The 24,034-nt window shown below is 53.4% G+C and carries 17 protein-coding genes; 6 read left to right on the forward strand and 11 right to left on the reverse strand.

Annotation, left to right across the window (positions count from 1 at the left end):
- Positions 1-71 precede the first annotated feature (71 nt).
- Both KOR42_RS06310 and KOR42_RS06315 read left to right on the forward strand, forming a co-directional pair.
- Positions 72-1,415 carry an SGNH/GDSL hydrolase family protein gene (locus tag KOR42_RS06310; RefSeq protein ID WP_146508030.1) on the forward strand — a complete coding sequence of 448 codons (1,344 nt, stop codon included), beginning with the start codon at positions 72-74 and terminating at the stop codon, positions 1,413-1,415.
- 131 nt (positions 1,416-1,546) lie between these two features.
- Positions 1,547-2,704, forward strand: coding sequence for an FtsW/RodA/SpoVE family cell cycle protein (locus KOR42_RS06315; protein ID WP_146508032.1), 1,158 nt, complete (start codon positions 1,547-1,549; stop codon positions 2,702-2,704).
- A 27-nt stretch (positions 2,705-2,731) separates the two neighbouring features.
- On the opposite strand, the gene KOR42_RS06320 is transcribed toward KOR42_RS06315, so the two are convergent.
- Both KOR42_RS06320 and KOR42_RS06325 read right to left on the reverse strand, forming a co-directional pair.
- The gene (locus KOR42_RS06320; RefSeq protein WP_146508034.1) at positions 2,732-3,244 is read right to left on the reverse strand and encodes a SixA phosphatase family protein; all 513 of its coding nucleotides are present in this window, start codon (positions 3,242-3,244) and stop codon (positions 2,732-2,734) included.
- Positions 3,245-3,429: 185 nt separating this feature from the next.
- A complete protein-coding gene (locus tag KOR42_RS06325; protein ID WP_146508036.1) occupies positions 3,430-4,422 on the reverse strand; it encodes a hypothetical protein in 993 nt (330 codons plus the stop codon).
- Positions 4,423-4,757: 335 nt separating this feature from the next.
- Between KOR42_RS06325 and KOR42_RS06330 the strand changes: the two genes are divergently transcribed.
- Positions 4,758-5,654, forward strand: coding sequence for a hypothetical protein (locus KOR42_RS06330; RefSeq protein ID WP_146508038.1), 897 nt, complete (start codon positions 4,758-4,760; stop codon positions 5,652-5,654).
- 190 nt (positions 5,655-5,844) lie between these two features.
- Here KOR42_RS06330 and KOR42_RS06335 read toward each other — a convergent pair whose 3' ends face one another.
- Positions 5,845-11,244 carry a beta strand repeat-containing protein gene (locus KOR42_RS06335; RefSeq protein ID WP_146508040.1) on the reverse strand — a complete coding sequence of 1,800 codons (5,400 nt, stop codon included), beginning with the start codon at positions 11,242-11,244 and terminating at the stop codon, positions 5,845-5,847.
- Between the two features lie 438 nt (positions 11,245-11,682).
- On the opposite strand from KOR42_RS06335, the gene KOR42_RS26465 reads away from it, so the two are divergent.
- Complete coding sequence (locus KOR42_RS26465; RefSeq protein WP_197440913.1) at positions 11,683-11,895, forward strand: hypothetical protein; 213 nt, start codon at positions 11,683-11,685, stop codon at positions 11,893-11,895.
- A gap of 280 nt (positions 11,896-12,175) precedes the next feature.
- Here the strand turns inward: KOR42_RS26465 and glnA are convergent, their stop codons facing one another.
- A complete protein-coding gene (gene glnA, locus KOR42_RS06345; protein ID WP_146508042.1) occupies positions 12,176-13,588 on the reverse strand; it encodes a type I glutamate--ammonia ligase in 1,413 nt (470 codons plus the stop codon).
- Positions 13,589-13,860: 272 nt separating this feature from the next.
- Entirely contained in the window at positions 13,861-14,934 is a 1,074-nt protein-coding gene (gene recA, locus KOR42_RS06350; protein ID WP_146508044.1) for a recombinase RecA, read from the reverse strand.
- A gap of 525 nt (positions 14,935-15,459) precedes the next feature.
- On the opposite strand from recA, the gene ilvN reads away from it, so the two are divergent.
- The gene (ilvN, locus tag KOR42_RS06355) at positions 15,460-16,005 is read left to right on the forward strand and encodes an acetolactate synthase small subunit (RefSeq protein ID WP_146508046.1); all 546 of its coding nucleotides are present in this window, start codon (positions 15,460-15,462) and stop codon (positions 16,003-16,005) included.
- A 143-nt stretch (positions 16,006-16,148) separates the two neighbouring features.
- Positions 16,149-17,153, forward strand: coding sequence for a ketol-acid reductoisomerase (gene ilvC, locus KOR42_RS06360; RefSeq protein ID WP_146508048.1), 1,005 nt, complete (start codon positions 16,149-16,151; stop codon positions 17,151-17,153).
- 221 nt (positions 17,154-17,374) lie between these two features.
- On the opposite strand, the gene ndk is transcribed toward ilvC, so the two are convergent.
- From ndk to KOR42_RS06390, 6 genes are all read right to left on the reverse strand, one after another.
- Complete coding sequence (gene ndk / locus KOR42_RS06365) at positions 17,375-17,842, reverse strand: nucleoside-diphosphate kinase (RefSeq protein ID WP_146508050.1); 468 nt, start codon at positions 17,840-17,842, stop codon at positions 17,375-17,377.
- A gap of 197 nt (positions 17,843-18,039) precedes the next feature.
- Positions 18,040-19,173, reverse strand: coding sequence for a glutamine-hydrolyzing carbamoyl-phosphate synthase small subunit (carA, locus tag KOR42_RS06370; RefSeq protein ID WP_146508052.1), 1,134 nt, complete (start codon positions 19,171-19,173; stop codon positions 18,040-18,042).
- A 343-nt stretch (positions 19,174-19,516) separates the two neighbouring features.
- Positions 19,517-19,780 (reverse strand): hypothetical protein, encoded by a 264-nt coding sequence (locus KOR42_RS06375; protein ID WP_146508054.1) that lies wholly within the window; start codon positions 19,778-19,780, stop codon positions 19,517-19,519.
- Complete coding sequence (locus KOR42_RS06380; RefSeq protein ID WP_146508057.1) at positions 19,770-21,854, reverse strand: transglutaminase family protein; 2,085 nt, start codon at positions 21,852-21,854, stop codon at positions 19,770-19,772. The genes KOR42_RS06375 and KOR42_RS06380 overlap by 11 nt, the downstream gene beginning before the upstream one ends.
- On the reverse strand, positions 21,854-23,083 hold the full coding sequence (locus KOR42_RS06385) for a DUF58 domain-containing protein (RefSeq protein ID WP_146508059.1): 1,230 nt from the start codon (positions 23,081-23,083) through the stop codon (positions 21,854-21,856). The genes KOR42_RS06380 and KOR42_RS06385 overlap by 1 nt, the downstream gene beginning before the upstream one ends.
- Positions 23,080-24,033, reverse strand: coding sequence for an AAA family ATPase (locus KOR42_RS06390; protein ID WP_146508061.1), 954 nt, complete (start codon positions 24,031-24,033; stop codon positions 23,080-23,082). Before KOR42_RS06390 ends, KOR42_RS06385 begins: the two co-directional genes overlap by 4 nt.
- Position 24,034: the final 1 nt, after the last annotated feature.

Raw genomic sequence — 24,034 nt, forward strand, 5'->3', positions numbered from 1 at the left:
CACCACAGAAAGATTTCCTCTAGGATCACACTTAGTCGTATTGGCCACTTTTGATCCTGGAGACTGATAGAATGCTAAGAGTCTACTCGTTTTGTGTTGCGTTGGGGATGCTGTCACCATTCATTCTCGCACAAGACATCGCAAGCCCTCTCGATGAGATTCAAGTCGAAGAAGGAGACTGCATTGTCTTTCTGGGTGACAGTATCACCCATCAGTGCCTCTACACCCAGTATGTTGAGGACTACTTCTACACGCGGTTCCCGAAGACGCGATTGGTCTTTCACAATGCTGGTGTCGGGGGAGCGAAAGCCTGGGACGCGCTCCAGCGCTTCGACGACGACGTCGCCGCCTATCAGCCCAAATACGTCACTGTGCTTCTCGGCATGAATGACGGAACCTACCGTCCGTACGATCAAGATGTCTTTCAAACTTACCGAAACGACATGACGGAAGTGGTCGACCGAATCGAAGCGCTCGGCGCAACCCCCATCCTGATGACTCCAACGATGTTCGATGCCCGGGCAGCCCGTCTCAACCCTCGTCGAAAACGTGATCCGGATTCCGTCGCTCTTTACAACTCTGTCCTCGCGTACTTTGGCACCTGGTGCCGAGAAGTCGCGACAGAGCGCGGATACGGATTCGTCGATATGTGGAGTCCTCTCAATAATCTCACCATCGACGAACGAGAAACAACACCGGATTTCACACTGATTCAGGACGCTGTCCATCCGGGTCCCGCTGGACAACTTGTGATGGCCGCTGCGATCATCAACGATCTGGATCTCCCTCGCGTTGTCTCAACAATTCGAATTGCAAAGAACAGCGACGGCAAATGGTCTCGACGTGCTCGAGGTGGGAAACTCACAAATCTGGAAGCAAGCGAAACCTCGGTGAAGTTCACCTGGCTCGCGAATTCCCTTCCTTGGGTCGTTCCAGAAGATGCCGCAGAAGGTGTCGAACTGACTCGACTCGGACATCGATTGAGCAAAGAGTCTCTCGAGCTTCATGGTCTGGAACCGGGGAAATACGAGCTTTTGATCGACGGCGAAACTGTCGGGACGTTCGATTCCTCCGCCCTCGCTCGTCACATCGAGCTGCAAGCCAACGCGAAAACACCTCAATACCAGCAGGCTCTCGAAGTCGCCAAACTGAACAAAGAACGCAACGAATCCGCAGTCCGTTCTCTCCGAAACGAGTGGAGAAACTTCCAGCAGCTGTGTCGAATTCGTCGTCAAGTGGAACTCAATCCTGACGCCGAAGACCTCAAAAACCAACTGACCAAGCTCGAGAAGTCGAACGAAGGAATTCTGGACCGCGTAAAAGAACACCGAAAGGCTGCAAAATCTTTTGAAGACAAGATTTACGAAGTGAACCAGCCGCAAGAACGGACCTACGAAATCCGTAAGAAAGATTGACCTTCCGCTGCAGGAACGAACGCGGATAAACTCCCGTTCGTTCCTCACTTTTTCTTTTCCCAGCAGCTGACACCAAGCCAGAGCAGACTTTCCACAACATCGGAAAAAGGCTCTGCAGTTCTTCGAATTCGATGCATCAAGGACGAAGCATCCACTGGCCGATCCTACTGATTCCCGTCGTTGCTCTCGCATTGACTGGACTTGGCTTCACCGGAATTCAGCGCGGTGACGAACTCGTCGGATCTTCCGGGCTGGCGACGCGTCAGGTCTTCTGGATGGGAATCGCTCTGATCGGCGGAACGGTCAGCCTGACGGTTCCGTATCGTCTCCTCAAAGACTGGGCGTATCCGGCCCTGATTGTCTCCGTTGTTCTGCTTGTCGCTGTCTATTTCTTTCCTCCCAGAAATGGGTCACGACGCTGGATCTCGCTGGGCGCGTTCAATCTTCAACCTTCGGAATTGACGAAGCTCGCGTACATTCTGGCCATGAGTCGGTATCTCATGTTTCAGAAACACCACCGCACGATCCGAGGCTTGATCCTGCCGTTCGCCATGACTGCGATCCCGGTCTTGCTCATTCTTCGAGAACCCGATCTGGGCACGTCGATCGTTTTCATTCCCGTGCTCATGGTGCAACTCTTTGTCGCGGGGGCTCGCGGAAGACATTTGCTGGCAGCCATCCTGATTGGAGTTCTGCTGGCGCCGGTTCTCTGGTCAGCGATGTCACTGGAACAGAAGTCCCGAGTCACTTCGGTGTTCTTGCAAAGCGACGGAGGATCACCGCAGACGGGAGACGGTTATCACCTCTGGCAAGCGAAGCAAATGTTGGCACTGGGTGGTCCGTGGGGAAGCTATTACGATGGGATGCCGGTCGATGATCCGACAGCCTATCGCCTCCCGGCTGGCAGAACGGACTTCGTCTTTTGCCTCATTGGCGAACAGTGGGGCCTGATGGGCACGCTCGGCGTTCTCGCTTTGTTCGCTCTCTTCTCGCTTGCCGGTCTTCAAGTCGCCGCTCGGACGCGAGACCCCTTCGGAAGACTGGTCGCTTCCGGAATCGTCGCGATGATCATGACTCAGGTTCTCGTCAACACAGCGATGACTGTGGGCCTCGCCCCGATCACCGGGTTGACTCTTCCGATGCTAAGTTACGGGGGATCGTCCCTTGTCGTCACCGGACTCTTTCTCGCATTGCTGATCAACATCGGTTTGCGGCCCGGATACGATTTAACTGGACAACCCTTCCAGTTCGATGATGCACTGGCGAGTTCTTCGTCACATTCGAGCTGACGTATCTCGTCGCATTGTCGAGGACTGCTAAGCTTCGAATTCGGACAGATCGAGCTCTTTCGGCCTCCAGAGTGCCTGCAATTTGAGTCGTCTTTCGAGGGACGATTCCGAATCGGGACCGACAGAAAAGCACGCAATCGCAGCGGTCGGCATTCTCTCATAATCACCGGTCACTGCGGAAACCAGCTCTTCGATTCCGGGATTGTGTCCGATCATGAGAACCCGCGATGCACTTTCGTGCTCGGCGATCACTCGTTTCCAGGTCGATGTTGAGGGAAGGTACAATTCATCAACAAGTTCGATTTCGCTGCCCAGTGTTTCTTTACTGGCCATTGCTGCTGCCATCAACTTCGCCGTTTGATGAGCCCTCTTCGCGGTTGAGCTAACGATTCGATCGGGCACCAGGTTCTGAGAAGCAAGAAACGCCCCCATGAGCGGCGCGACTCTTTTGCCCCTCTTGTTGAGTGGTCGCTGATCGTCTGACAGAGTGGCATTATCCCAACTTGACTTGGCATGCCGCATGATCAGGAGCGTTTCCATAGCTGACAACTCTTTCGAAAAATCAGTTCGAGGGATTCTGTTTCAGAAGCAGAACGACACGGTTTTCGTACACCAACGAAATGGACGCGAAGAAAAGGACACAGTAAAACGAACGCGGTGAAACGCACGACGAGACAATTCAAGAGAAAGATCACGACCGATCGTTCGGAGGAGAGCGAGCAGCTCTATCGCGAAAGTTCAATTCCGTGCGCACGAACACGGTCTTCGATTTTCTGAATGTCGGCCTGCTCTCCCGGTTTGACGAAATCCATTTCGTCGAGATACCAGATTTCTGCGTACGACGCACTTTCCCCCGGCGACGTCAGCTGCCGAGGACCGATCGGTTCGAGTTCGACCATTTCGTTATCCGGATACCAGATGGATGTCGTCAGCCCCGCAACCTCGTTGTAAACATCATTCGGATCGACTCGAAAGCGTTTCGTAAACAACAAGTCGTTCGGACTCAAATAGGTGAACCAGCCTGCCGTCGAATCCATTCCAAGCTTCGGAAACTGCGGCGGTCCGGTGATTTCCAGATAGTTGCCGCGAATCGTGATCATGGGATCTTCTGGACGAAAGTGAAGAAGCCCTCGGCCTTCCCCCATGACATACGAGTTCGGGTATTTGGAAAAGCCTTCCAGGGGCAACAGCACAATCCCGCGACCAACAGCAAACGTGCGGCTCCAATGGCACCACGGTTTCTGTTCATCGGATTCGTTGTGAATCGTTTGAACGACTTTCAGCTCCGTCGATTCGGGGCTCAGTGTGAACTCGCGAGTCAATCTGACTCCGGTCGCTGGATCGAATTGACTGGTCAGACGCGCAGAATATGGCCCAGTGATCTCCGCCTCCCACGCACCGGCCCACAAGAGGTTTCTTCGGGGAATAATATGTTCCGGACCAATGTCGAATCGGCCGCCGGTCATTCCACTTCCGTTTGTCCCTGAGACTCCAGCATCTTTTGGATTCAGGTAGATGACGTTCTTTCCGTTCAGGCTGTATTCCAGCACTCGCCCTCCTGCCTGATGGCACAGGACGACGCGTGCAACGTCGTTCTCGAGTGCAACGCAGTCCTGATAGCCGAAGAAGTCGACCCGTTTTGTCCCTTCCGGCAGTTCGGCATGAGAAAGCTTGATTTGTCCGAAGACGATCAACACAACGAGAATGACACGGACCATGACGATTCTTCCGGTTTGAGTGTGCCTCAGCATCGACTTATCAATCCTGAACCAGGAATCCTCTCAATCGATTTCCACTCAACACTCGATGGGCAAAAGCACCGTGTGTGCGAGAAATCGCGATTTCAGGTTGTAGCTGAGAATTGAGGACGATCGCAAGTTGCCGACTCTCCCGGAAAACAACTGTAGTTGTCAATTTTGCAAAATAGCGTGATAATCTTTAACGTGCCTCAACGTTTCATTCCTAGTATCCATTCTCCACTATTCGGCTTTCAAACATGCCGGTTCGGCAATCAGACCAATCGAAAACCCGAATCCGATCCCGACAAGGATCTGTGACCCGGAAGTTGGACTCAACTCCCGATCCCAATCCGCCGTCGCTGGTCGAACCGGTTCTGAATGAGGCCGACGAGGAATCGACCTTTTGGGACTCAGTCGCTTCTGAATTTCGTGGAAGTCAGGGAATGGGATACGCCATCTCATTCCTGATCCATCTGTTCGTGCTCGCCATGCTGGCTATTCCGATTGTCCGCCATTTGCAGAACGACGATGGGTTCACCACGATCATCGAGAATGCCTCAAACGAAGATGTGCGATTCGACTCACTCGTTGATTTGTCCAGCTCCGACGAAGCTCCTCCTGAGGGAACCGATGAGCAACTCGCCGACGTCTTCGACCCACTTGCACAGGATCAACGCTTAATTCCCGATCTCTCCATCGATCGCAAATCACGCACTGAAAGCAACTCAAACGAAGACGGGGAAACGGGCGAAGGGGGCGGTTCGCGCATCGCGGAACCTGAGAACGCGATCAAGGTCGGAAGCTTCTCCGTCTGGTACTGGCCGATTGAAGGGACAGAACCGCTCACCGGAGTAATCAAACACGGAGTGCCCGGAGCAGCACCGCGAGTGGGACAAAAATACTCCATCGTGATTCGATTCAAGGTCCCGGGCAACAAACAGTTCGTTCGCTTGAACGAGTATTCCGGAAGCGTGGTCGGAACAGATGGCTACACGCAGAGAATCCCTGAAGATGCTTACTTCTATCGTGTCAGTGGCGACCTCGTCAAAGCCCGTCCCAGCCACCGCATTCCCGTGATTGACGGCACTGCCGAAATTCTGATTCGTGTTCCCGGAGCACTCTACGCGAACGTCAAAGATCGCATTCGTGTTCACTCTCGAACTCTTGACGAAGAACAAACCGTCGAGTTGACGTTTCAAGCCCGCAAGTAACGTCTCCAGCGTATCAAGACGTTGATGCCCGTTCAGCCTCTCGGCGAGACATCACCTTCTCAGAAACTTCCCGAGATTGTTCTCTTCGCAAGCTAGTTCGAGTTATTCCGGAGAGAGTGGCCTGCGCAAACAAAAACAGCCCTCGCGAAGAATCGCGAAGGCTGTCGTTTGGTCTGAAGCGAGTTCATCGTTATGGAACAGGCAGTGTTCCAACTGGAACAGTCAGCCAGTCGAAGTTGAAGTCGCTGTAGATGAGATTGAACTCGTTGTTGCCAATGAAGTTTCCAAATCCATCTGGTGCTGAACCATCAGCTTCGATTCGCAGTGTTGGAGTTCCGAATCCTGGGAACGGTCCGAGCATTCCAACCATTCCGAGGTTAACAGTCGCGTCTCGAAGAACCCCAGCGTTGTTGAATGGTGGGTTTGGACGAGTCTGGTTTCCACCGGCCAGGGCTGGTGCAGTGTTGTTGTAGAACACTGAGAAGTTCTGTCCGGAGACATCGATCGATCCACCGCGGTTGTTGCGGAACTGCAGGTCGATGCGGATCAATGGATCTGGAACAGGTGTCACGTTTGGTGGCTCTGTCGCAACGAATCCGTCGAGCATAAAGTCTCGTCCGAAGTTCCCTGAGAACCGGTTGTCGGCAATCTCAGCTCGAACACCGCCAGTGAAGAACGGAATCGGCACAGACGTGAGTGAGGTATCCTGTGTTCCGGCAGTACCGGTCCGCATCACGAATCCACCCAGCGTGCTGTAGTTGTCTTCTCCGTCAGCATCGGCAACCACTCCACCGTTGTTGTCCACGATGTTCGAGGTGAATGTCAGGTCGGTCACCGAACCTGGTCCGATCACGTTGTTCACCCAGTCGACCATGAATGGTGCGATGATTGCAGGAACTGTGTTTCCAGCAGCTCCAAGGTTTCCGGCCCCTTGTCGACCGTAAGTATACATCTCGTGGTTACTGTCGAAGTCAGGCAGCCAGCTGTCGGCAGTGTAACCTGTTCGAGTTGAACCTTGTGGCAGTCCGCTGACAGCAAGCACTGTTGTCTCTAGTGGAGCGTTGACCATGTAGAAGCCTTCACGCTCGTTCGAGGAGATGTTGTTGCGGTCAAAGTCTCCAATGAGGTACCCAACTTCCGAGTTCAGGATGTTCACACCGCGACCGTTGTTCTGCAACACTCGGTTGTTAGTCACGTTAATCGTGTTGGTGGCACCGCCAGCGTTGAAGATCTCGATTCCGTCCCCGATGATCGCAACTGTGTTTCCACCAGCTTGATCAACCGTGAAGACTCCGGAGAAGACACCGTTTCGAGCGATGAGGTTTTCATCAACATTGATGATCGAGTTGGAGATCAATGGAGTGTTCACATTGAGACCATCTTCACCGTTGTCGACGATATCGTTTCGCAGGATGTCGATTCGTGTGGTGCGGTTTTCCTGAGCCTGCACAGCGAACGTCTGATCCTTATCGAGATAGATGTGCAACCCGTCTTCCGCGTTGCCAGCAATCACGTTGTCTTGAACTGTCAACAGTGGCAGGTCAGGCACGCCATCTCCTGTGAAGTCCGGAACAAGTGCACCACCGTTGTTGAAGCCTTCGGTGATGTCTGAAGGATTGTCTGGGTCCATGAAGTCAACACGTCCCAGTGCGATCCCGTGTCCTTCGACAACCAGGTCGGCGATTCCGTTTCCGTTCTCGTTCTCTCGAACAAGGTAACCGTTGTCGGTCACAGTGTTGAGCTCCCAGGTTCCGTAGATGATCCCTTCGTCACCACCGTTGATCGATGTCGAAACGTCTCGTCCACCACCGACAAAGATGTGTGTGTCGGTGAAGGTTCTCGCTTCGATACCACCCATTCGGTTTCCGCTGATGATGTTGTTGCTGATGTTGAACAGCTCAACAACTCCTGCGTCAGCACGAAGCTGAATACCGCGACCAGCTGTTCCGATACCGGCTCCGGAGATGACTCCCATGTCTCGTTCAGACAGGAATCCGTTGCTCAGGATCTGGTTGTTGTGGATTTCGAAGTCCAGGATTTCCTCAACTCCGAATGGGATTCCGTTGTTTTCCCCAACAATGTCGATCCCGTCTTCCTGGTTGTTCTGAATCACGTTGCCATCAATCCGGAAGTTATCGATGATGCCGCTGTCTTCACGGCGAACTCGAATACCGTCTTGCTGGTTGTTCGCGATGATGTTCATCTCGAAGGATGTTCCAGGAGCTTCACCGATAATCATTCCTGTCAGGATTGGATTGTCGATCGTGCTTGCGACTGCTGCGAGGTCGGAGATCGCACCGTCACCAGTCACCCGGATATCAATACCCGCTCCGGCGTTTCCGAGTGCAATGTCATCCAGGTCTCCGATCAGGTTTCCAGAAATCGCAGCTTCGAGGATCGCAGCTGGCTGGACAGTCGTCGTCACGTCGCTTCCATCTGGCAGAGGAATTGTCGTTGCGTCAGGAACTCCATCATTATCAAAGTCGTTGTGTCCGAAGAGGCTGTCTGTTTCACGTCCGTTGACATGAAGCGAGATCCCTGAGCCGTCGAACGCATCGTTGTCCCCGACTCGAGTGCTGATGATCTGGTTGCCTGTGATGACGAGGCTGGCTTCAACCGCATCACCCACAGCTGGTGTTCCTGTTCCCGGAGCAGGACGATCGTCCGACTCAGTCAGGATGAATCCGATACCCGCGTCAGCCAGTGAGTCGAAGAGGTTGTCTTCGATGACCAGGTCGAGCGTTCCACCTCGGATTTCACCACCAACACCGAATGTCAGGTCAGCATTTGTCGTTGAACCGATGAACATGTTGTTTCGCAGGACACCAGTGATCGTGGCGTTGTCTGCATCGAACAGAATACCGGCCGTTCCGGCTGTTCGAAGATCGAAGACGGTATCTTCAATCACACCCAGGTCGATGATTCCACCGTCTCCACCGACTCGGATGATCGCACCGCGGTTGTTGGAGATTGTGTTGCCGATGAACTCACCGACGTTGAATGTTCCACCGTTCGATGGGGCGTAAACCAGTGCATCTCCGTCTTCACACTCGACAGCGTAGGGGTTGCCCTGAAGGTCGAACCCGGTATTCACGATGATGTTTCCACTGATCGAGTCGAGATCCACAAGTCCCATATCCGGAGCAATCTGAATCCCGGCTTGGACGTTGTTGCGAATGACGTTGCCGTCGATCGCTCCGTTGATCACTCCACCGTTCATTGTGGTCAGAAGAACTCCACTTCCGACACAGTCAACGATATTGGCGATTCGCTGCACGCTTCCGTTTCGAGAAATCGTGTTTCCAGACCCTTCGGCACCGACGAAGGCTTCCAGAATGGCGTTGTCAGCAAGCAACTGAACTCCGTTGCCTCCGTTGTCGGTGATTGTGTTGAGCACAAACCCGGTTCCGGTGAGGTCATCCGGCTCAGGCGAGATGAGTGATCCCGAATCGCGAGCGATGAATCGAACACCGTCGCCAGCGTTTTCGCGGAAGATGTTCTGAGTGGCAAAGTTGATGTTCAGTGATCCGCTGCCTTCACCGATCGCCAACCAACCTGCTCCGTTCTCACCGACGTTGTTGCTTGATTCGTTTCCGATCAAAGCAACGTCCAGCGTCCCGCCGTTGTCAGCAATTGTGACAATCCCGGTCGTGTTGCCAGTAGTGAGGTTGTCGAAGAATCCGGTCGGGACATCAGCGAGGATGTCATCCATGACGATCGTTCCGCCATCGGCAACAACCGAGATCCCTGCTCCCGCATCAAGGGCAGTATCTCCATCAACATCTTCTCCGCCATCGAGGATGCCATTTTCATTGGCGTCTTCACCGAGGAAGCCGGAAACTTCGTTTTCTGAGATCAGCAGATCAAGTGTCCCAGCTGTTTGAACAACTGAGATCCCTTCGTTGGAACCGAAACCACCGCCGTTGATGACTGTGTTTCCGATGAATCCGAAGTCCTCGATCGTCAACCCGGTTGCGGCTGATGTGTCGCTGACGATGTCGATCCCTGTGATCGCATTGTCGATGTTCAGGCTTCGAAGTTCGAACCCGTCAATTCCAGCACCTGCGATTCCGTCTGCCGTCATTCCAGCGTCAATGTTGAAGTTTGCAACATAGTTGGAGTCAGCAAGCGTGATCACGTCCATTCCTGGAGCACCGCTGTTTGTCAGCAGTGGAGCAGGACCAGTTGTCGCACCTGGAACCTGAAGCATTCCGAAGTTCGAGGTTGGGAAGTAGGCACTTGTCCCGTTGAGAGTCGCACCGTCACCAAGCAGGGCCTGGTTGTCGAAGAGTGAAATCGTCGTGTTCAGATTTGTATCTGTCTCATCCTCACGAGCTCGAACAAAGATCAAGTCGAAGTCGGATTTGACCATGTCTGTCTGGCTCTCGTAGTCCAGGACCGACATGAACGGATCTGAAAAGCTACCTGTTCCCGGTGTCAACTTGTTCGGATCGATGATCGCGAAGGTGATCGGTTTGTCAGGATCGATCGGGCTCATCGCCACTTCGCTGATGGTCTCATCCGCATAGTTGACTGGAACACGATAACGACGCATGACGCTCGCAGTCAGAGACTCTGAAACTGGTCGACGTCGGAACCACTGTGCCGGAGACTTTCCTGGCAAGGTGAGCTCGAAGTTGAGCGAGAAGTTCGTGTCGAAAATATCATCGTTGGTCAAAATACCGTTGATGTAGAAGTCGCGAGTGACTTGAGCCTGTGTGCGAAGGCTGACACCCGGTGTGCTGTCGGTGTCCGACTTCAGATAGTAAACCCCGACACCGAGATCGAATCCGAAATCGCCGAGCAGCGGCATTGGGGTGGCGACCTCAAAGTCATACTCCTGCAGAGCAGATTCGGTCGTCACTTGCCGATCGATCACAACGTTGTTTCCATCGAAGCGAGGAGTCCCCGCGTCGCTGATCCCAACGATCGTGTTTTGAGTTCCAACCGGAAGGTCGAAGTTGAATCGCATCGAAACGAATCGGCCGATCGACTCGAAACTTCCCCCGAGGGAGTGATAAGTTCCGATCTGGCCACCTTCGTAGTCCCACCAGAACGAAGCCCCGTAGACACGGTCATCTTCTGGGATGTAGGTACGATAACCAAGACCGAGGTTCGCGGTTCCATCACCACTGTCGGTGATGTTCACTCGTGGGTTCAACCACCACAAGCTGCGATCGCTGTCGAAGATCGTCGGGATGAAGGCATTGATGTTCGTGAATCCCTCCTGGATTCCATACTGATCAATGTTGACGCGTCCCACACGGAACAAAACTTGATCATCAGGCCGCGTCATCGCGAAGCCAACCGACTCATCGGAAGGCACCATCGAATCAGCAAACATTGGGGGGGCTGATCCGCCATAGGGATCGGCGTAGTAATTTGTGGGAGCGATCGTTTGTGGTGGAGCCACGGCCGATGCAGAGAAATCACCTCCCCCCATGCGGACAGAGCCATAATCCTGTCCAGATGACGTTGTTTCAGGCCCACTATCAAGCCCCGGAAGCTCAGGGATCTGAGCCAGGGACGTTGCTGATAGGCCTAAACACGCCGTTAGAACTTGCAGCCAACTCTTGCATGTGTCTTTCATCGATTGCTCCAGCATCCTGCGGATCAACGAACACGAGAAATCTGTGTCCGCCCGTACAGGTGGGTTCTGCGCATTCGCCAATGGTTAGTCGCACAGATGGTTGAATAGGCCGCCTGTAGCGATTCTGCCGATAAGGGCAGTTATCCTGATCAATCGACTCAAGCAATCGAAGGAATTGAGAGGAATTTCAAATCAGGCAAGATTTAACGGTTATTTCCGTTTTATGGATTGTTCCGCTGAGTGCCCATTGGAGCTGAAAGCGTCCCTGTTCCCTCAAAGGGGATGGAGCGGGAGCCCTTCAATTCTTGAAAAAATTTCAAATCACACGGGAATTGTGGAATAACGACTGCCTCTCACAGATCTCATTCTGTGGGTGATGAACAAACATCATCACCGATGGAGAATTGCGTTTACGCACAATCGCTTTGGAGAAAAAGAATGAAGAAGTTGACATCGTTGCTGACAGTGCTCTGCTTGACCGGATGGATGGTTGGATGTGCTCCAGAAGAAGCCGCTCCACCAGCTTCAACTGAAACACCAGCAGAAGAAGGTCACGAAGACGATCACGCACACGAAGATGGTGGCGAAGAAGCACCTGCTGACGCTGCACCAACCGACGCTGCTCCAGAAGCTGGAAGCACCGAAGAGTAATTTCAGTCAGCGGTACTCGTCTTAGAAGACTTGGTCACGAACTGAGCCATTTAGAGATTTGAGTACGCTGATTTAACGATCGACTCGTCGATCGTTCGAAACTGAAAGCCCGCCCGTTCTTCAGAACGGACGGGCTTTTCTGCGTTTCAGCTTGACTCAAAGCCCAGCCTGCCAAAGACCCGGATTGTCTTCGCGGAGCCCTTCTCACAGACGGAGCCACGTTATGTCACCCCGCACCGATATCCTCGCGAGACATGACCTTTAGCTGCCGCCCGGACGCTTAAGCATCATAATAAAGGGCAAATTCCCACGGATGCGGCCGCTGCCGAACCGCTTCGATTTCTCGTTCCGTTTTGTACCAGATCCAGGTATCGATCACGTCTTCCGTGAACACATCCCCGCGAAGCAGAAAGTCGTGATCATTCCGAAGTGCCTCAACAGCGTCCGCGAGAGACGTTGGGACTTTGGGGTACTCGCCAAGCTCTTCCGTCGGAAGATCATAGACGTCTTTGTCGAGCGGCATTCCGGGGTCGATTTTCCTCTGAACGCCATCCAAAGCCGCCATAAGCACTGCTGCATTCGCAAGATAGGGATTGCATGCAGGATCAGGACACCGAAACTCGATGCGGCGCGATTCAGACGAGGACGCATGAACCGGGATGCGAATCGCCGCCGAGCGGTTTCTGAAACTGTAAGTCAGATTCACAGGTGCGTCGAAACCGGGAACAAACCGCTTGTAGCTGTTGGTTGTAGGACAACTAAAGGCAAGAATTGCCGGAGCATGCTTCAAAATTCCGCCGATGGCATGCATCGCCAGCTCACTCATGCCCCCATAACCTGATCCCGAGAACAATGGCTCCCCACTTTTCCACAACGAAAAGTGCATGTGCAAGCCCGAACCGTTGTCGTTCCAAATCGGCTTCGGCATAAACGTCGCTGTTTTCCCGTGCTTCGCAGCCACATTTTTAATGAGATACTTCAACCCGAGCAGTGCATCTGCAGAGGCGAGAAGCGGAGCAAATTTCAAGTCGACCTCACACTGCCCCGCCGTCGCGACTTCGTGATGCTGGCCAATCACATCGATCCCGCACTCCCTCGCCGTCAACATAATCTCTGTGCGCAGCTCCTGAAGCGAGTCCGTGGGAGGCATCGGAAAATACCCCTCCCGCCGGCGAACCTGTTGTCCGCGACCGGTCCCCAGTTCTCCACCGCCTCGATTCCACTCTCCCTCAACACTGTCAAGATGATAGAAGCCCTCGTGCTCGTTCTGATCAAATCGAACCTGATCGAAGATAAAGAATTCCGGCTCGAGGCCAAAATAGGCAATGTCGGCAATCCCGGTCGACCGCATATAGACTTCGGCTTTGCGGGCCACATTGCGAGGATCGCGGTTGTAGTCAGACCGTGTGATCGGGTCCTGAATATTGCATGTCATTGCCAGCGTTGACGCCATAAACGGGTCAATCATCGCCGTTTCCGGCTGCGGCACGACTAACATGTCGCTTTCATTGATGGCCTGCCAGCCATGAATTGACGACCCGTCGAACGTCAATCCATCTTCAAAGCTTTGCTCATCGAGAGCCTCCACCGGAATCGTGAAGTGCTTCTGCATTCCCGGAAAATCCATGAAACGCAGATCCACTGCCTGGATCTCCTTCTGTCGACAAAGTGCCAACACTTCACGAGGTGTCATATTCTCTCAGCCATCCAAGTACGCACTGACATCAATTCGCCCCGAGCGCCGAGGCGTTTAATATCGTCGCAAGTCTCTCATCGAAAATGAAGCCTGACGTGAAAGCAGCTGACGAGAGAATACCGCTTTTTGAGCGGAATTCGGCACAAGAGGCCTCAACGGAATCCCAGACGCCCTCGTCAAACCCATTCAGGATTCGACGAAGGAATTCTGCCCGCTCACTAAACGGAGGAATCCCGGATGACCGAAACTCTCCGCTTCGCAAACGATTCTCAACTCTTTTCTTCGCTTTCACTCTCAGTACTTTGTGTTCCATCAAGCAGAAGACCCTTCGAGAGAAGAATCTTTTCGCGAATTTCACTCAAGAGTTCAGGATTCTCTTCCAGTGTTACCCTTGCCTTGTCCCGACCCTGCCCCAGTTTCGTCTCACCGTAATTGAACCAGGAACCGCTCTTCTGCACGATTTTCGCAGCTGTCGCGAGATCCAGGAGATCCGCGGACATACTGATCCCGCATTCTCCAAGCATATCGAACTCCGCAACCCGGAACGGAGGAGCGACTTTGTTCTTGACAACTTTCGCCTTCATCCGAATTCCGACGGCTTCGTCACCGTCTTTCAAAGTGGCAATTCTCCGGACGTCAACACGACACGAGGAATAGAACTTCAAAGCCCGACCACCGGGAGTGGTTTCCGGACTCCCGAACATGACGCCGATTTTCTCCCGGATCTGATTGATGAAGATCACGGTCGTCTTGGCCTTCGCAATCGCCCCCGTCAGCTTTCGCATCGCCTGACTCATCATCCGGGCCTGCAACCCGACATGCTTGTCGCCAATTTCGCCATCAAGCTCAGCCTTCGGGACAAGTGCCGCCACGGAGTCGACAACGATCACATCCACCGCATTCGATTTAATCAGCATTTCAGCGATCTGCAGACCTTCTTCGCCATAGGTCGGCTGACTGACGAGAAGTTCCTCGAGATTCACCCCCAGCTTTCGAGCCCAGGCGGGATCGAGTGCATGTTCAGCGTCGATGAACGCGGCAATTCCACCGCTCTTTTGAGCACTTGCGACAGCATGAAGAGCCAGAGTTGTTTTTCCGCTCGACTCCGGGCCGAACAATTCAATAATCCGACCTCTCGGAAATCCGGAGCCTCCCAACGCAAGATCGAGTGAAAGCGAACCAGTCGAAATCCCATCGACCGACCCACTTGGCGAATCGGAGAGTCGCATGATTGCGCCTTCCCCGAACGATTTCTCAATCTGTCCGAGGGCATTCTTCAGAACACCATTCGACTCGGATCGCGAATCCGAAGGAGATTTTTTCGAAGCCCTCGCTTTGGCCATAACCACACTGTCCTGAAAAAAATGGTGAACAAGAGAACATTATTATTGGCAAGTCGTCGGTTTGATGCAATTACCGAATCGCGGAATTTGAGCACTTTTCTTGCCGGAAAACAGCTCTTCGCCCGGACTCACAACAGATTCCGACGTTTTCGTGCCCTCCACCGCATCAATTCAGCCAACCATCTGATTGCTTCTCGCCAAATGGAAGACGGCTGAGTTGTCGTCTTATGTGCGGTCAGATAGACTCCCCGACCATGGGTTCATCAGCCCGGAACTGTCTTCAAGCGGGAAAACAGGGACGAACGTTCTGCTTGAGGTTCGCGAACCATCTTCAGGTGAATGGGTCCGTCTTGTCCAGGCGGGCGATGGAGTTCTCACCGCCTGATCCCTCACGTTCTAAACAGAGGCACTTCAACTCAGTCGAGTCACTCAATTCGAGTGCCGGAAGTTTTCGAGCCATCGGACGTGAGGCGAGGTCAAAGCAATAGTCAGAACTTCAATTCAGTTATCCACGGAATCAATCTCATGCGGCACGTCCTCTCAGCACTGGTCATGAACCAGCCCGGTGTATTGGCCCACATCTCAGGAATGCTGGCCTCTCGCGCTTACAACATTGACAGCCTCGCTGTCGGACCCACCGAAAACGAAAAGTTCTCGCGAATGACCTTTGTTGTCAAAGGCGACGACCACGTTCTCGACCAGGTTCGAAAACAACTCGAGAAGATCGTCACTGTTGTTCGAGTTGTTGACTACATCCAGGAAGAGCACGTCGAACGCGATCTGATGTTGATCAAAGTCGAAACCAAAACGCGGCTCGAACGCAGCGAACTGAAGGAACTGGTCGACATCTTCCGGGGAAGCATTGTCGATGTCAGTGCCGGACATGTGATGATCGAAATGTCCGGACAGGAACGAAAAATCGAAGCGTTCATCGAAGCGGTCCGTCCCTTCGGGATTCTCGAAATGGCTCGCACAGGCCGAATTGCCCTGTCCCGTTCAAATTCGATGTCGTCGGCGATTGAAGTTGGAGATCCAACTCACTCCAGCGACAACGTTGACCAGGCTGTATAACCTGGCCCCAAAGTGGCCTATGCACCCCCGTGTGCTCCACACAAATGACATGCCGTTTTCATCGGCAACTTGTCGGGCGAACGGAAACTCTCCGTTCTGACGGCATCTTCTTTACACAAACTCTTTGACCTAAGGCGGATAATATGGCAGCCAAAGTTTACTACGATGACGATGCGGACCTCTCACTCCTCAAAGACAAGACAATTGCCATTTTGGGGTACGGAAGTCAGGGGCACGCCCAAGCACAAAACTTGCGTGATAGCGGCTGCAACGTCGTCATCGGTCAACGTAAAGGAAGCGCCAACTACGACCTGGCAGTCAGCCACGGTTTCGATCCACTTCCCGTTGACGAAGCCGCAGCTGCCGGTGACCTCGTCAACATGCTGCTGCCCGACGAAGTCCAGGGCGACATTTTCCGCAACTACGTGAAAGACAACCTCTCCCCGAGCAACCTGCTCCTTTGCTCACACGGGTTCAACATTCACTTCGGCCAGGTGATTCCTCCAGAAGGTGTCGACGCCGGACTCGTTGCTCCGAAAGGACCAGGACACCTCGTTCGTAGCGAGTACGTCAAAGGCGGCGGTGTTCCATCTCTCATCGCGATGTACCCCGGATCTTCCGAAACGTCACGAGGCCTCGCACTTGCTTACGCGAAAGGCATCGGCGGGACTCGTGGTGGCGTCATCGAAACCACCTTCGCAGAAGAAACCGAAACCGACCTCTTCGGTGAACAGGTCGTTCTCTGCGGCGGAGTCAGTGCACTGGTCAAAGCGGGTTTCGAAACACTCGTCGAAGCTGGCTACCAGCCGGAAATGGCCTACTTCGAGTGCATGCACGAACTCAAATTGATCGTCGACCTCTTCTACGAAGGTGGACTCAATTACATGCGTTACAGTGTTTCGAACACAGCCGAATACGGAGACTACTCCAGCGGCCCGCGCATCGTGACCGAACAAACCAAGAAGGAAATGAAGCGAGTTCTCGAAGAAATTCAGAACGGAACCTTCGCTCGCAACTGGCTTCTTGAGAACAAAGCCAACTGCCCCGGATTCCATGCGACTCGTCGCCGCGAACGTGACCACATGATCGAAAAAGTTGGTCGCGACCTGCGAAGCATGATGAGCTGGATCGACTCGAAAGAAGTCTAAGGCAAACAGGTTTGGCCTGTGCCTTCGCCTGACTGTTCGGCAAGATTGTCGTCCATTCCGATCGAACACAGTCGTCAACAAATAAAGAAAAACGGCGGTCAGAACTTTCTGACCGCCGCTTTTCTTTTGATCACTCACAACTCAATCAGCTCGCCGATTCCAGGCATCTGTCGCTGCAAACCATTGGCGATGCCCCATCGGCGACGATGCTGTCGAGTCGCTTAGAGTTCGTCGCTGGCACAGACCCAACTGTCGAGCGATGAGGAATACTCAACTAGTTCTTCGGGTTGGAAATAGATCGCAGTTTCGCGAGCGGCAGCTTCGGGGCTATCGCTTCCGTGAATGAGATTCACCTGCCGCGACAGTCCAAAGTCTCCGCGGATTGTTCCCGGTGCTGACTCGCGGCCGTTGGTTTTGCCCATCATTCCACGCACAACCGAAACCGCTTCCGGTCCCTGAACGACGATCGCAACCACTGGCCCGGAAGTGATGAACTCTTCGAGGAGTGGATAGAAAGGTTTCTCAACGTGCTCTTCGTAATGCTTCGCAGCGAGCTCTTTCGTCACGACGAGCATCTTCATCCCGACGAGTTTGAGACCTTTTTTCTCCAGTCGGGAGATGATTTCTCCGCAAAGACGACGCTGAACAGCATCCGGCTTGAGGAGGATCAGAGATTTTTCAAGTGCCATGTGTTGCTTCCGCTGTGTTTTAGAATTGGTTCACAATTGTGGTGCCCCAATCGGGGCAATTCATGGAAAGTTGACTCTGCTCGACTCATCAAGTTCCGAGCCTTGTTCTCACTGGCCTGTCAAACGCTCATGCTCCGACATCGCACCGCAACAAGATCGGAAACTCCGCGACTCAAGACCTCCGGGAAGAAACCGCTTCAGTTCGCCATCATCTTGCGAAACTCTCCGAAGAGATAAGCGCTGTCATGTGGTCCGGCCGAAGCTTCGGGATGATACTGAACGCCAAACGCTTTCAAATCGCGGTGACGAATCCCTTCGATCGTCTGATCGTTCAAGTTGATGTGCGTGATTTCCGTTCCTTCCGGCATCGTGTTGATATCGAGCGCGAACCCGTGATTCTGCGATGTGATTTCAACTCGCCCGGTCTCTTTGTTCAGAACCGGTTGATTCGCTCCGCGATGCCCGAATTTCAGCTTGTAGATCTCGCCTCCGAGAGCCATTCCCAAGAGCTGTTGTCCAAGGCAAATTCCGAAGACCGGTTTTTTTCCGAGCAACCCACGAATCGCCTCGACCGCGTAAAGCAAGGGGCGAGGATCTCCGGGACCGTTGGAGAGGAAGACTCCATCCGGCTCAAGTGCCAGAATTTCCTCCGCCGTTGCGTTTCCGGGAACGATGGTGACGCGGCATCCCATCTCTTTGAGATGTCGTGGAATATTCCATTTCATCCCATAATCAACAGCCACGACGTGATAAGACTTGTCACACGTTTCTGTCGAAGCTTGCGGCGTAAACTCCGATTGCGAAATCTCGTGGAGCCCATCGTTCCATTCAGTGTTCGCGCCGGGCATGACTTCCTTGACGAGATCCTGCCCCACCAGATGCGGGCTTTGCTGTGCCTTCTGAATCAACGACTGATCATCGAGATCGATCGTTGAGAGGACTCCCGTCATGGCTCCGTCGCTTCGAATTCGACGGACGAGGGCTCTTGTATCAACTCCTTCGATCCCGATGACTCCGTTCTCGCGAAGATAATCGTCGAGAGTCATCGTCATCCGGTAGCTGCTCGGTTCGCGGCACAACTCCTTGACAACAAACCCTTTCAGAGCGAGGCGGTCCCGCTCGACATCATCCCGGTTGACGCCATAATTCCCGATCATCGGGTAAGTCATCGTGACAATTTGGCCGTTGTACGAAGGATCAGTCAGAATCTCCTGATAGCCAGTCATGCTCGTGTTGAAGACGACTTCACCAAAGTGTTCGCCTTCAGCTCCGAAACGTCGTCCCGTAAAGACTGTCCCATCAGAGAGCGCTAATTTCGCCAATTCAGTCATTGTCTTTGTCTCACGCAGAAAGAGTTTCGAGTGTTGTATCAGACTGATTCTACTCGGAAAAGGACTGGGTTTTACGTCTCCACGATTTCGGCCGAATCTTCGCTCGTATCAGCTTCGAAGAGTTTCCAACACAGAACGTATCGAACAAATCAAGTGCTTTCCGAACTCGCCGGACCCGGAGTTTTTCGATGAACGCTAACTCGACGCATTCGCATCGGCCCCTTCGAATTTCAGAGCATGTTGCTCATTCCAGTGCACTCGCAGCGCTGTTTCATCAAATAAACGGCTGAGTTTGCTCGCTCGAGTGAGTGCAAACGAAATCCAAAACAGTTCGAAAACAACTTTACTCCGCATGAACCTCGCCCAACAGCGACATGCTGACAATCTGATTGCGGGAAACGACTGTCCGGGCTCGATTCGGTGTTAAACCATGCACTCTTGCTTCGTGAACGTAAGTTTCACGGTTTGTGCTACTGTCTCGAAGATCATGGACATCCACATCGACCAAAACGAGAAACAATTCGTCGGCAGCTTGTAGTGTCCCGATGAACACGTACGGACTGCTCATATCCAAAACGACTGTCTTCCCGAGCATTTCATCGATCATTTTCAACTTCCGATTTCAAAGTCGCGGACTTTGCCATTCCGGACGCGACGATGTGTTCACCTTCCGACCGCAATGCTGACAGATCTCCTTCCGGCTGACGGGGACGATACCGGAAGGTTGAATAGTGTCGATACCATTCCGCAACCCGCTTCCGATTGACCACCGACGAGTCCGCTTCAATTCGATTGGCAAAGGCCAACAACGTCTCGCTGGGCGACCGAATGAGCCCATACTTTGCCAGGAACAGATCCATTCGTGTCCGCTCCTGAGAAAGTGCGGTCACCACTTCGTTCTTTGTAGACCGACGCAATGAAGCGCTCAGCAATCGCTGTAGCGCCACTCCGATCGCACTCAAAGCCACCAAACCCGCAATACCCCACAGAATTGGCTTTACGAACATCATCGCAAGTGAAGCATAATGGCCTCGCCGGGCGGCCTCTTGCATCGTTCGAACATAGTGATTGAACGCCTCGCGTCGCTGCGTCCAGACCGAAATCGACGTTGGACTCGGAACTCCCTCGGCGGGAGTCGACTCGACGATCACCCATCGACCGAGATCCGCATCATAAGCTTCGACCCAGGCATGCGCATCTTTCCGCCTCGCATTCCATTGACCATCGATGGAGTTCTTTTCCTGTGCAAGATATCCAGTGACGTATCTCGCTGGGACTCCTCCCATTCTCAAAAGAACGGCAGTAGCTGTCGCGAAAAATTCACAGTGCGCGGGGACTTTCTCCGACACGAAATATCCGAGTCGGTCTTCCCCCTGCGGAGCATTGAATCCCAGCTGATACTGAAAGTTCTCGAGAAAGAATTCCTTCACAGAGCGGATTTTCTCCCCGGGACGAGACTGGCCTTCGAAGAGAGTTTCAGCAACGGAAAAGAGGCGTTCGTCGACCGAATCCGGAAGCTGTAGAAAGTCGCTCGAAACCAGTCGTCGCGAGGGCGTTCGAGAGGGCTGACGGAAAAGCATGTGCGGAGAGATCATGTCGTCGTCGGGACGCGTCAAAATTCCGTTCCGATCGATGAACACGGAATAGGCTCGGCACACCAGACCGACGGTGTCGAGCGTTCCAAAACAATGTCCCGCCGTGTTTCCATCAACCGGCCAGATCTTCATTTCGGAAAACGGACCTGTGATCTCACCCCGAGGTAAGTACAACTGATCCGACTCATTCTCGAGAGTCATTTCCTCGGGAATCTCCGACTGAAACAATCGCCGCGCTTGCTCCGTGACGCTCCACCGGTCCCTTTCGAAATAATCGAACACCTTCCCTCGCAAATATCCTGGCATCGTCGAAGAGTGAATCCTCAACGCCAGTTCATTCTCCTGTGATCGTTTCCAGTTTGTGATATCGCCGAGACTTCCACGACCGGAGAACCCCGCCCGAGCCGGACCTTCCTGATTGAGTTCCAGGAACTTCGAGATCAGATCTTCGAGTCGTCGCTCATTCCGATGCAGCGCCACCGAGCACACCGTTCCCACTGCCATTGCGAGAACCAGAAGCGTTGCGATAACACCTGTCCGAAACCAGGAATTCTGAGTCGACGTGCTCCGGATTTGCCGTCTGCTCGATGTTGCGAACCATGTCCAGAAAACGAGAAACAGCTGCACAAAAACCAGCATTATCAGCCGTCGAACCGGGCTGAGGCGCACGTTGCCCGTAAAGATCATCCCGACAACTGAGAACGCCAGAAAATTCACCGGCAGTCGTGTGCGGTTCTGACTTCGATATAAGGAAATCAGCTCGACGACCAGACAAAACGTGGCCACTTCATAGGCCAGTTCGGTCATCAGGAACGCGTACCGAAACGCAAACTCTCGCGGAGCGAACGAGTACTTGAGAAAGAACAAAACACCAACAAATGCCGTCCAGTGCTTCGACGGAATGGAGACCAGACGTCCGCGACGGGCCACCGGGAAGTTGACCAGCGCCAGCAGAACAGCAAACCCGGCAAGTCCCGGGGCATTCATCAGAGCACCAAGAGTGATCGCTTGAACGGAAACAAGCCCAATGGCGGCAATTCGCTGTTGAGTCAACATCTCCTGGGGTTCAGAGGGGGATTTCACCATTACTCAATCCCCTCCAACGCGGACGGATCTTTGGGATCAATCACCGCCACTTCCAAATCATCAGGGACCATTATTTCATCTCGTGCGTCAACAACGAGATAACATCGCACACCAATCCCCGACTCATACATCATTCGCAAAAAGTGTTCACGCTCCGGGTTCCAAGTCAAGAAAATACAAATCGCGACCGCAGTCGATTCCAGTGGTTCCGTCATCGCTTCCGTCAGCTGCGAGAAGCTGTCGTATCGATTTCGTTGAGTCACCGCGAGGATCTGCAAAATGCTTTCGAAGTGACTCCCCTGAGCGGAGGGTTGAAAGAGATACAGATCCGGACCACAGCCAAAGACCTCGACAGACGACTGATGCTGGTCGAGCGAATGCGCGATCGCAGCAGTGAGAGAAACCGCCGTTTCCAACTGCTTCGAAGCCATCCCGAATCGCCGCCACTCAGTCGGTCGAAAGACGTCGAGGATCAGCGCCACGTCGGATGTGACTTCATCCTGAAACTCGCGAACAACAGGATGCCCCACTCTCGCCCAAGCTTTAAAGTCCAACTTCCGGGCTGGCTCTCCCGGAACGTATTCTCGATTCCCGACAAACTCGGTTGACTGCCCGATCTGCGAATCAACAGTGACTCCACCCACCTGAAACTTGCGAGAGAACGGCAGAGAGTACCTGCCAATCGGCTCGAAGGCCGGAACCACCAGCAACTCCAGCTGAGGAGCCTTCGCTTTCCCAAACCGCATTAAATTGAATGGAAACGTGCTGTGCACTCTGATTTCGGGGAGGAGATACTCGCCTCGTGATTTGGCTTCGATCGTGAACGGAAGAGTATCCGTCTCTCCGACCCCGATCCACTGAATCGAACGATCAGCGTCCACATGCCGCAATCCACCGGGAAGCCCAAACATCACACACATGATATCGCAAGCGGGCAACCATCCCAGATTCGTGATGGTCAGATAACCGGTGACGCTCTCACCAGCGGTGACACGATCCGGCAACCACACTTTCACGTCCACCTTCGGACGCAACAAGATTCCGGTCAGTTCGATCAACCCGAAGAAGGCAACGAGGCCGCAAAAAATCTGGTAGATCGGGATCTCGACCGTCACAGCTCCGATGGCACTCAGAAAGATTCCCAACACCGCAACGCGACCGATGGGCGTCAATTTGAATCCCACCAGAAACTTCGTCAAACGGATCAGGAACGGTTGCTGTCGCTTCATGCCGGAACGGGCAGTTCACTCAAAATATCTTGGATCACCTGGGCCTTGGTCATACTTCCATAACGAGCTTTCGGCATCAGACTCAACCGGTGCGGAAGGACGTGAATTGCCATTCGCTGAACATCATCCGGAGTGACAAAATCGCGATGAGAGAGAAACGCCGCCGACTGAACCGCACGGAAGAACATTAAACTCCCACGCGGACTGACCCCCAGCCTGATTAGCGGATGATTTCTCGTCCGTGCCACGATATCGACCAGATAGCCAGCCACGCTTCGATCGAGGTCAATCTCTCGTACTGTCTGCTGGATTTCCGCCACCTCTTCCATCGTCATGACCGGTTCAATGCTGTCGATGGGCAAAGTGATTGCCCGATCGTAAAGCATTGCGATTTCCATTTCACGGTCTGGATAACCGACTTGCAATTGTACCAGAAAACGATCGAGTTGTGCTTCCGGGAGCGGATACGTCCCGTGAAAGTCAACGGGGTTCTGAGTCGCCAGCACGAGAAACGGCTTGGGAAGGAAATGGCGAACCCCTTCGATTGTCGCTTGCCCTTCACTCATCGATTCCAGCAACGCCGACTGCGTTCTCGGCGAGGCGCGATTGATTTCATCCGCCAGAAGAATGCTGCAGAAGATCGGACCTTGCCGAAACTCGAACACTCCCGTCTTCGGTGAGTAGATCGATGAACCCAGAATGTCTGACGGAAGAAGGTCCGGAGTAAACTGCACGCGCCGAAATTGAGCATCCAAGGATCGAGCCAAAGCCTTCGCGAGTGTCGTCTTCCCGACTCCGGGGACGTCCTCCATCAAGACCGATCCCCCGGCAAAGAGCGAGATCAGCAGAATCTCAATCGTCTCATCTTTGCCGCGAATGACTTTGCACAGATTCCGTCGAAGCGTGTCCAGCTTCTGTGCCTGATCTACACTCGCAGTTCCACCTGACATC

Origin of the sequence: Thalassoglobus neptunius (genome assembly GCF_007859735.1) — a bacterium.
Classification (GTDB): Bacteria; Planctomycetota; Planctomycetia; order Planctomycetales; family Planctomycetaceae; genus Thalassoglobus; species Thalassoglobus neptunius.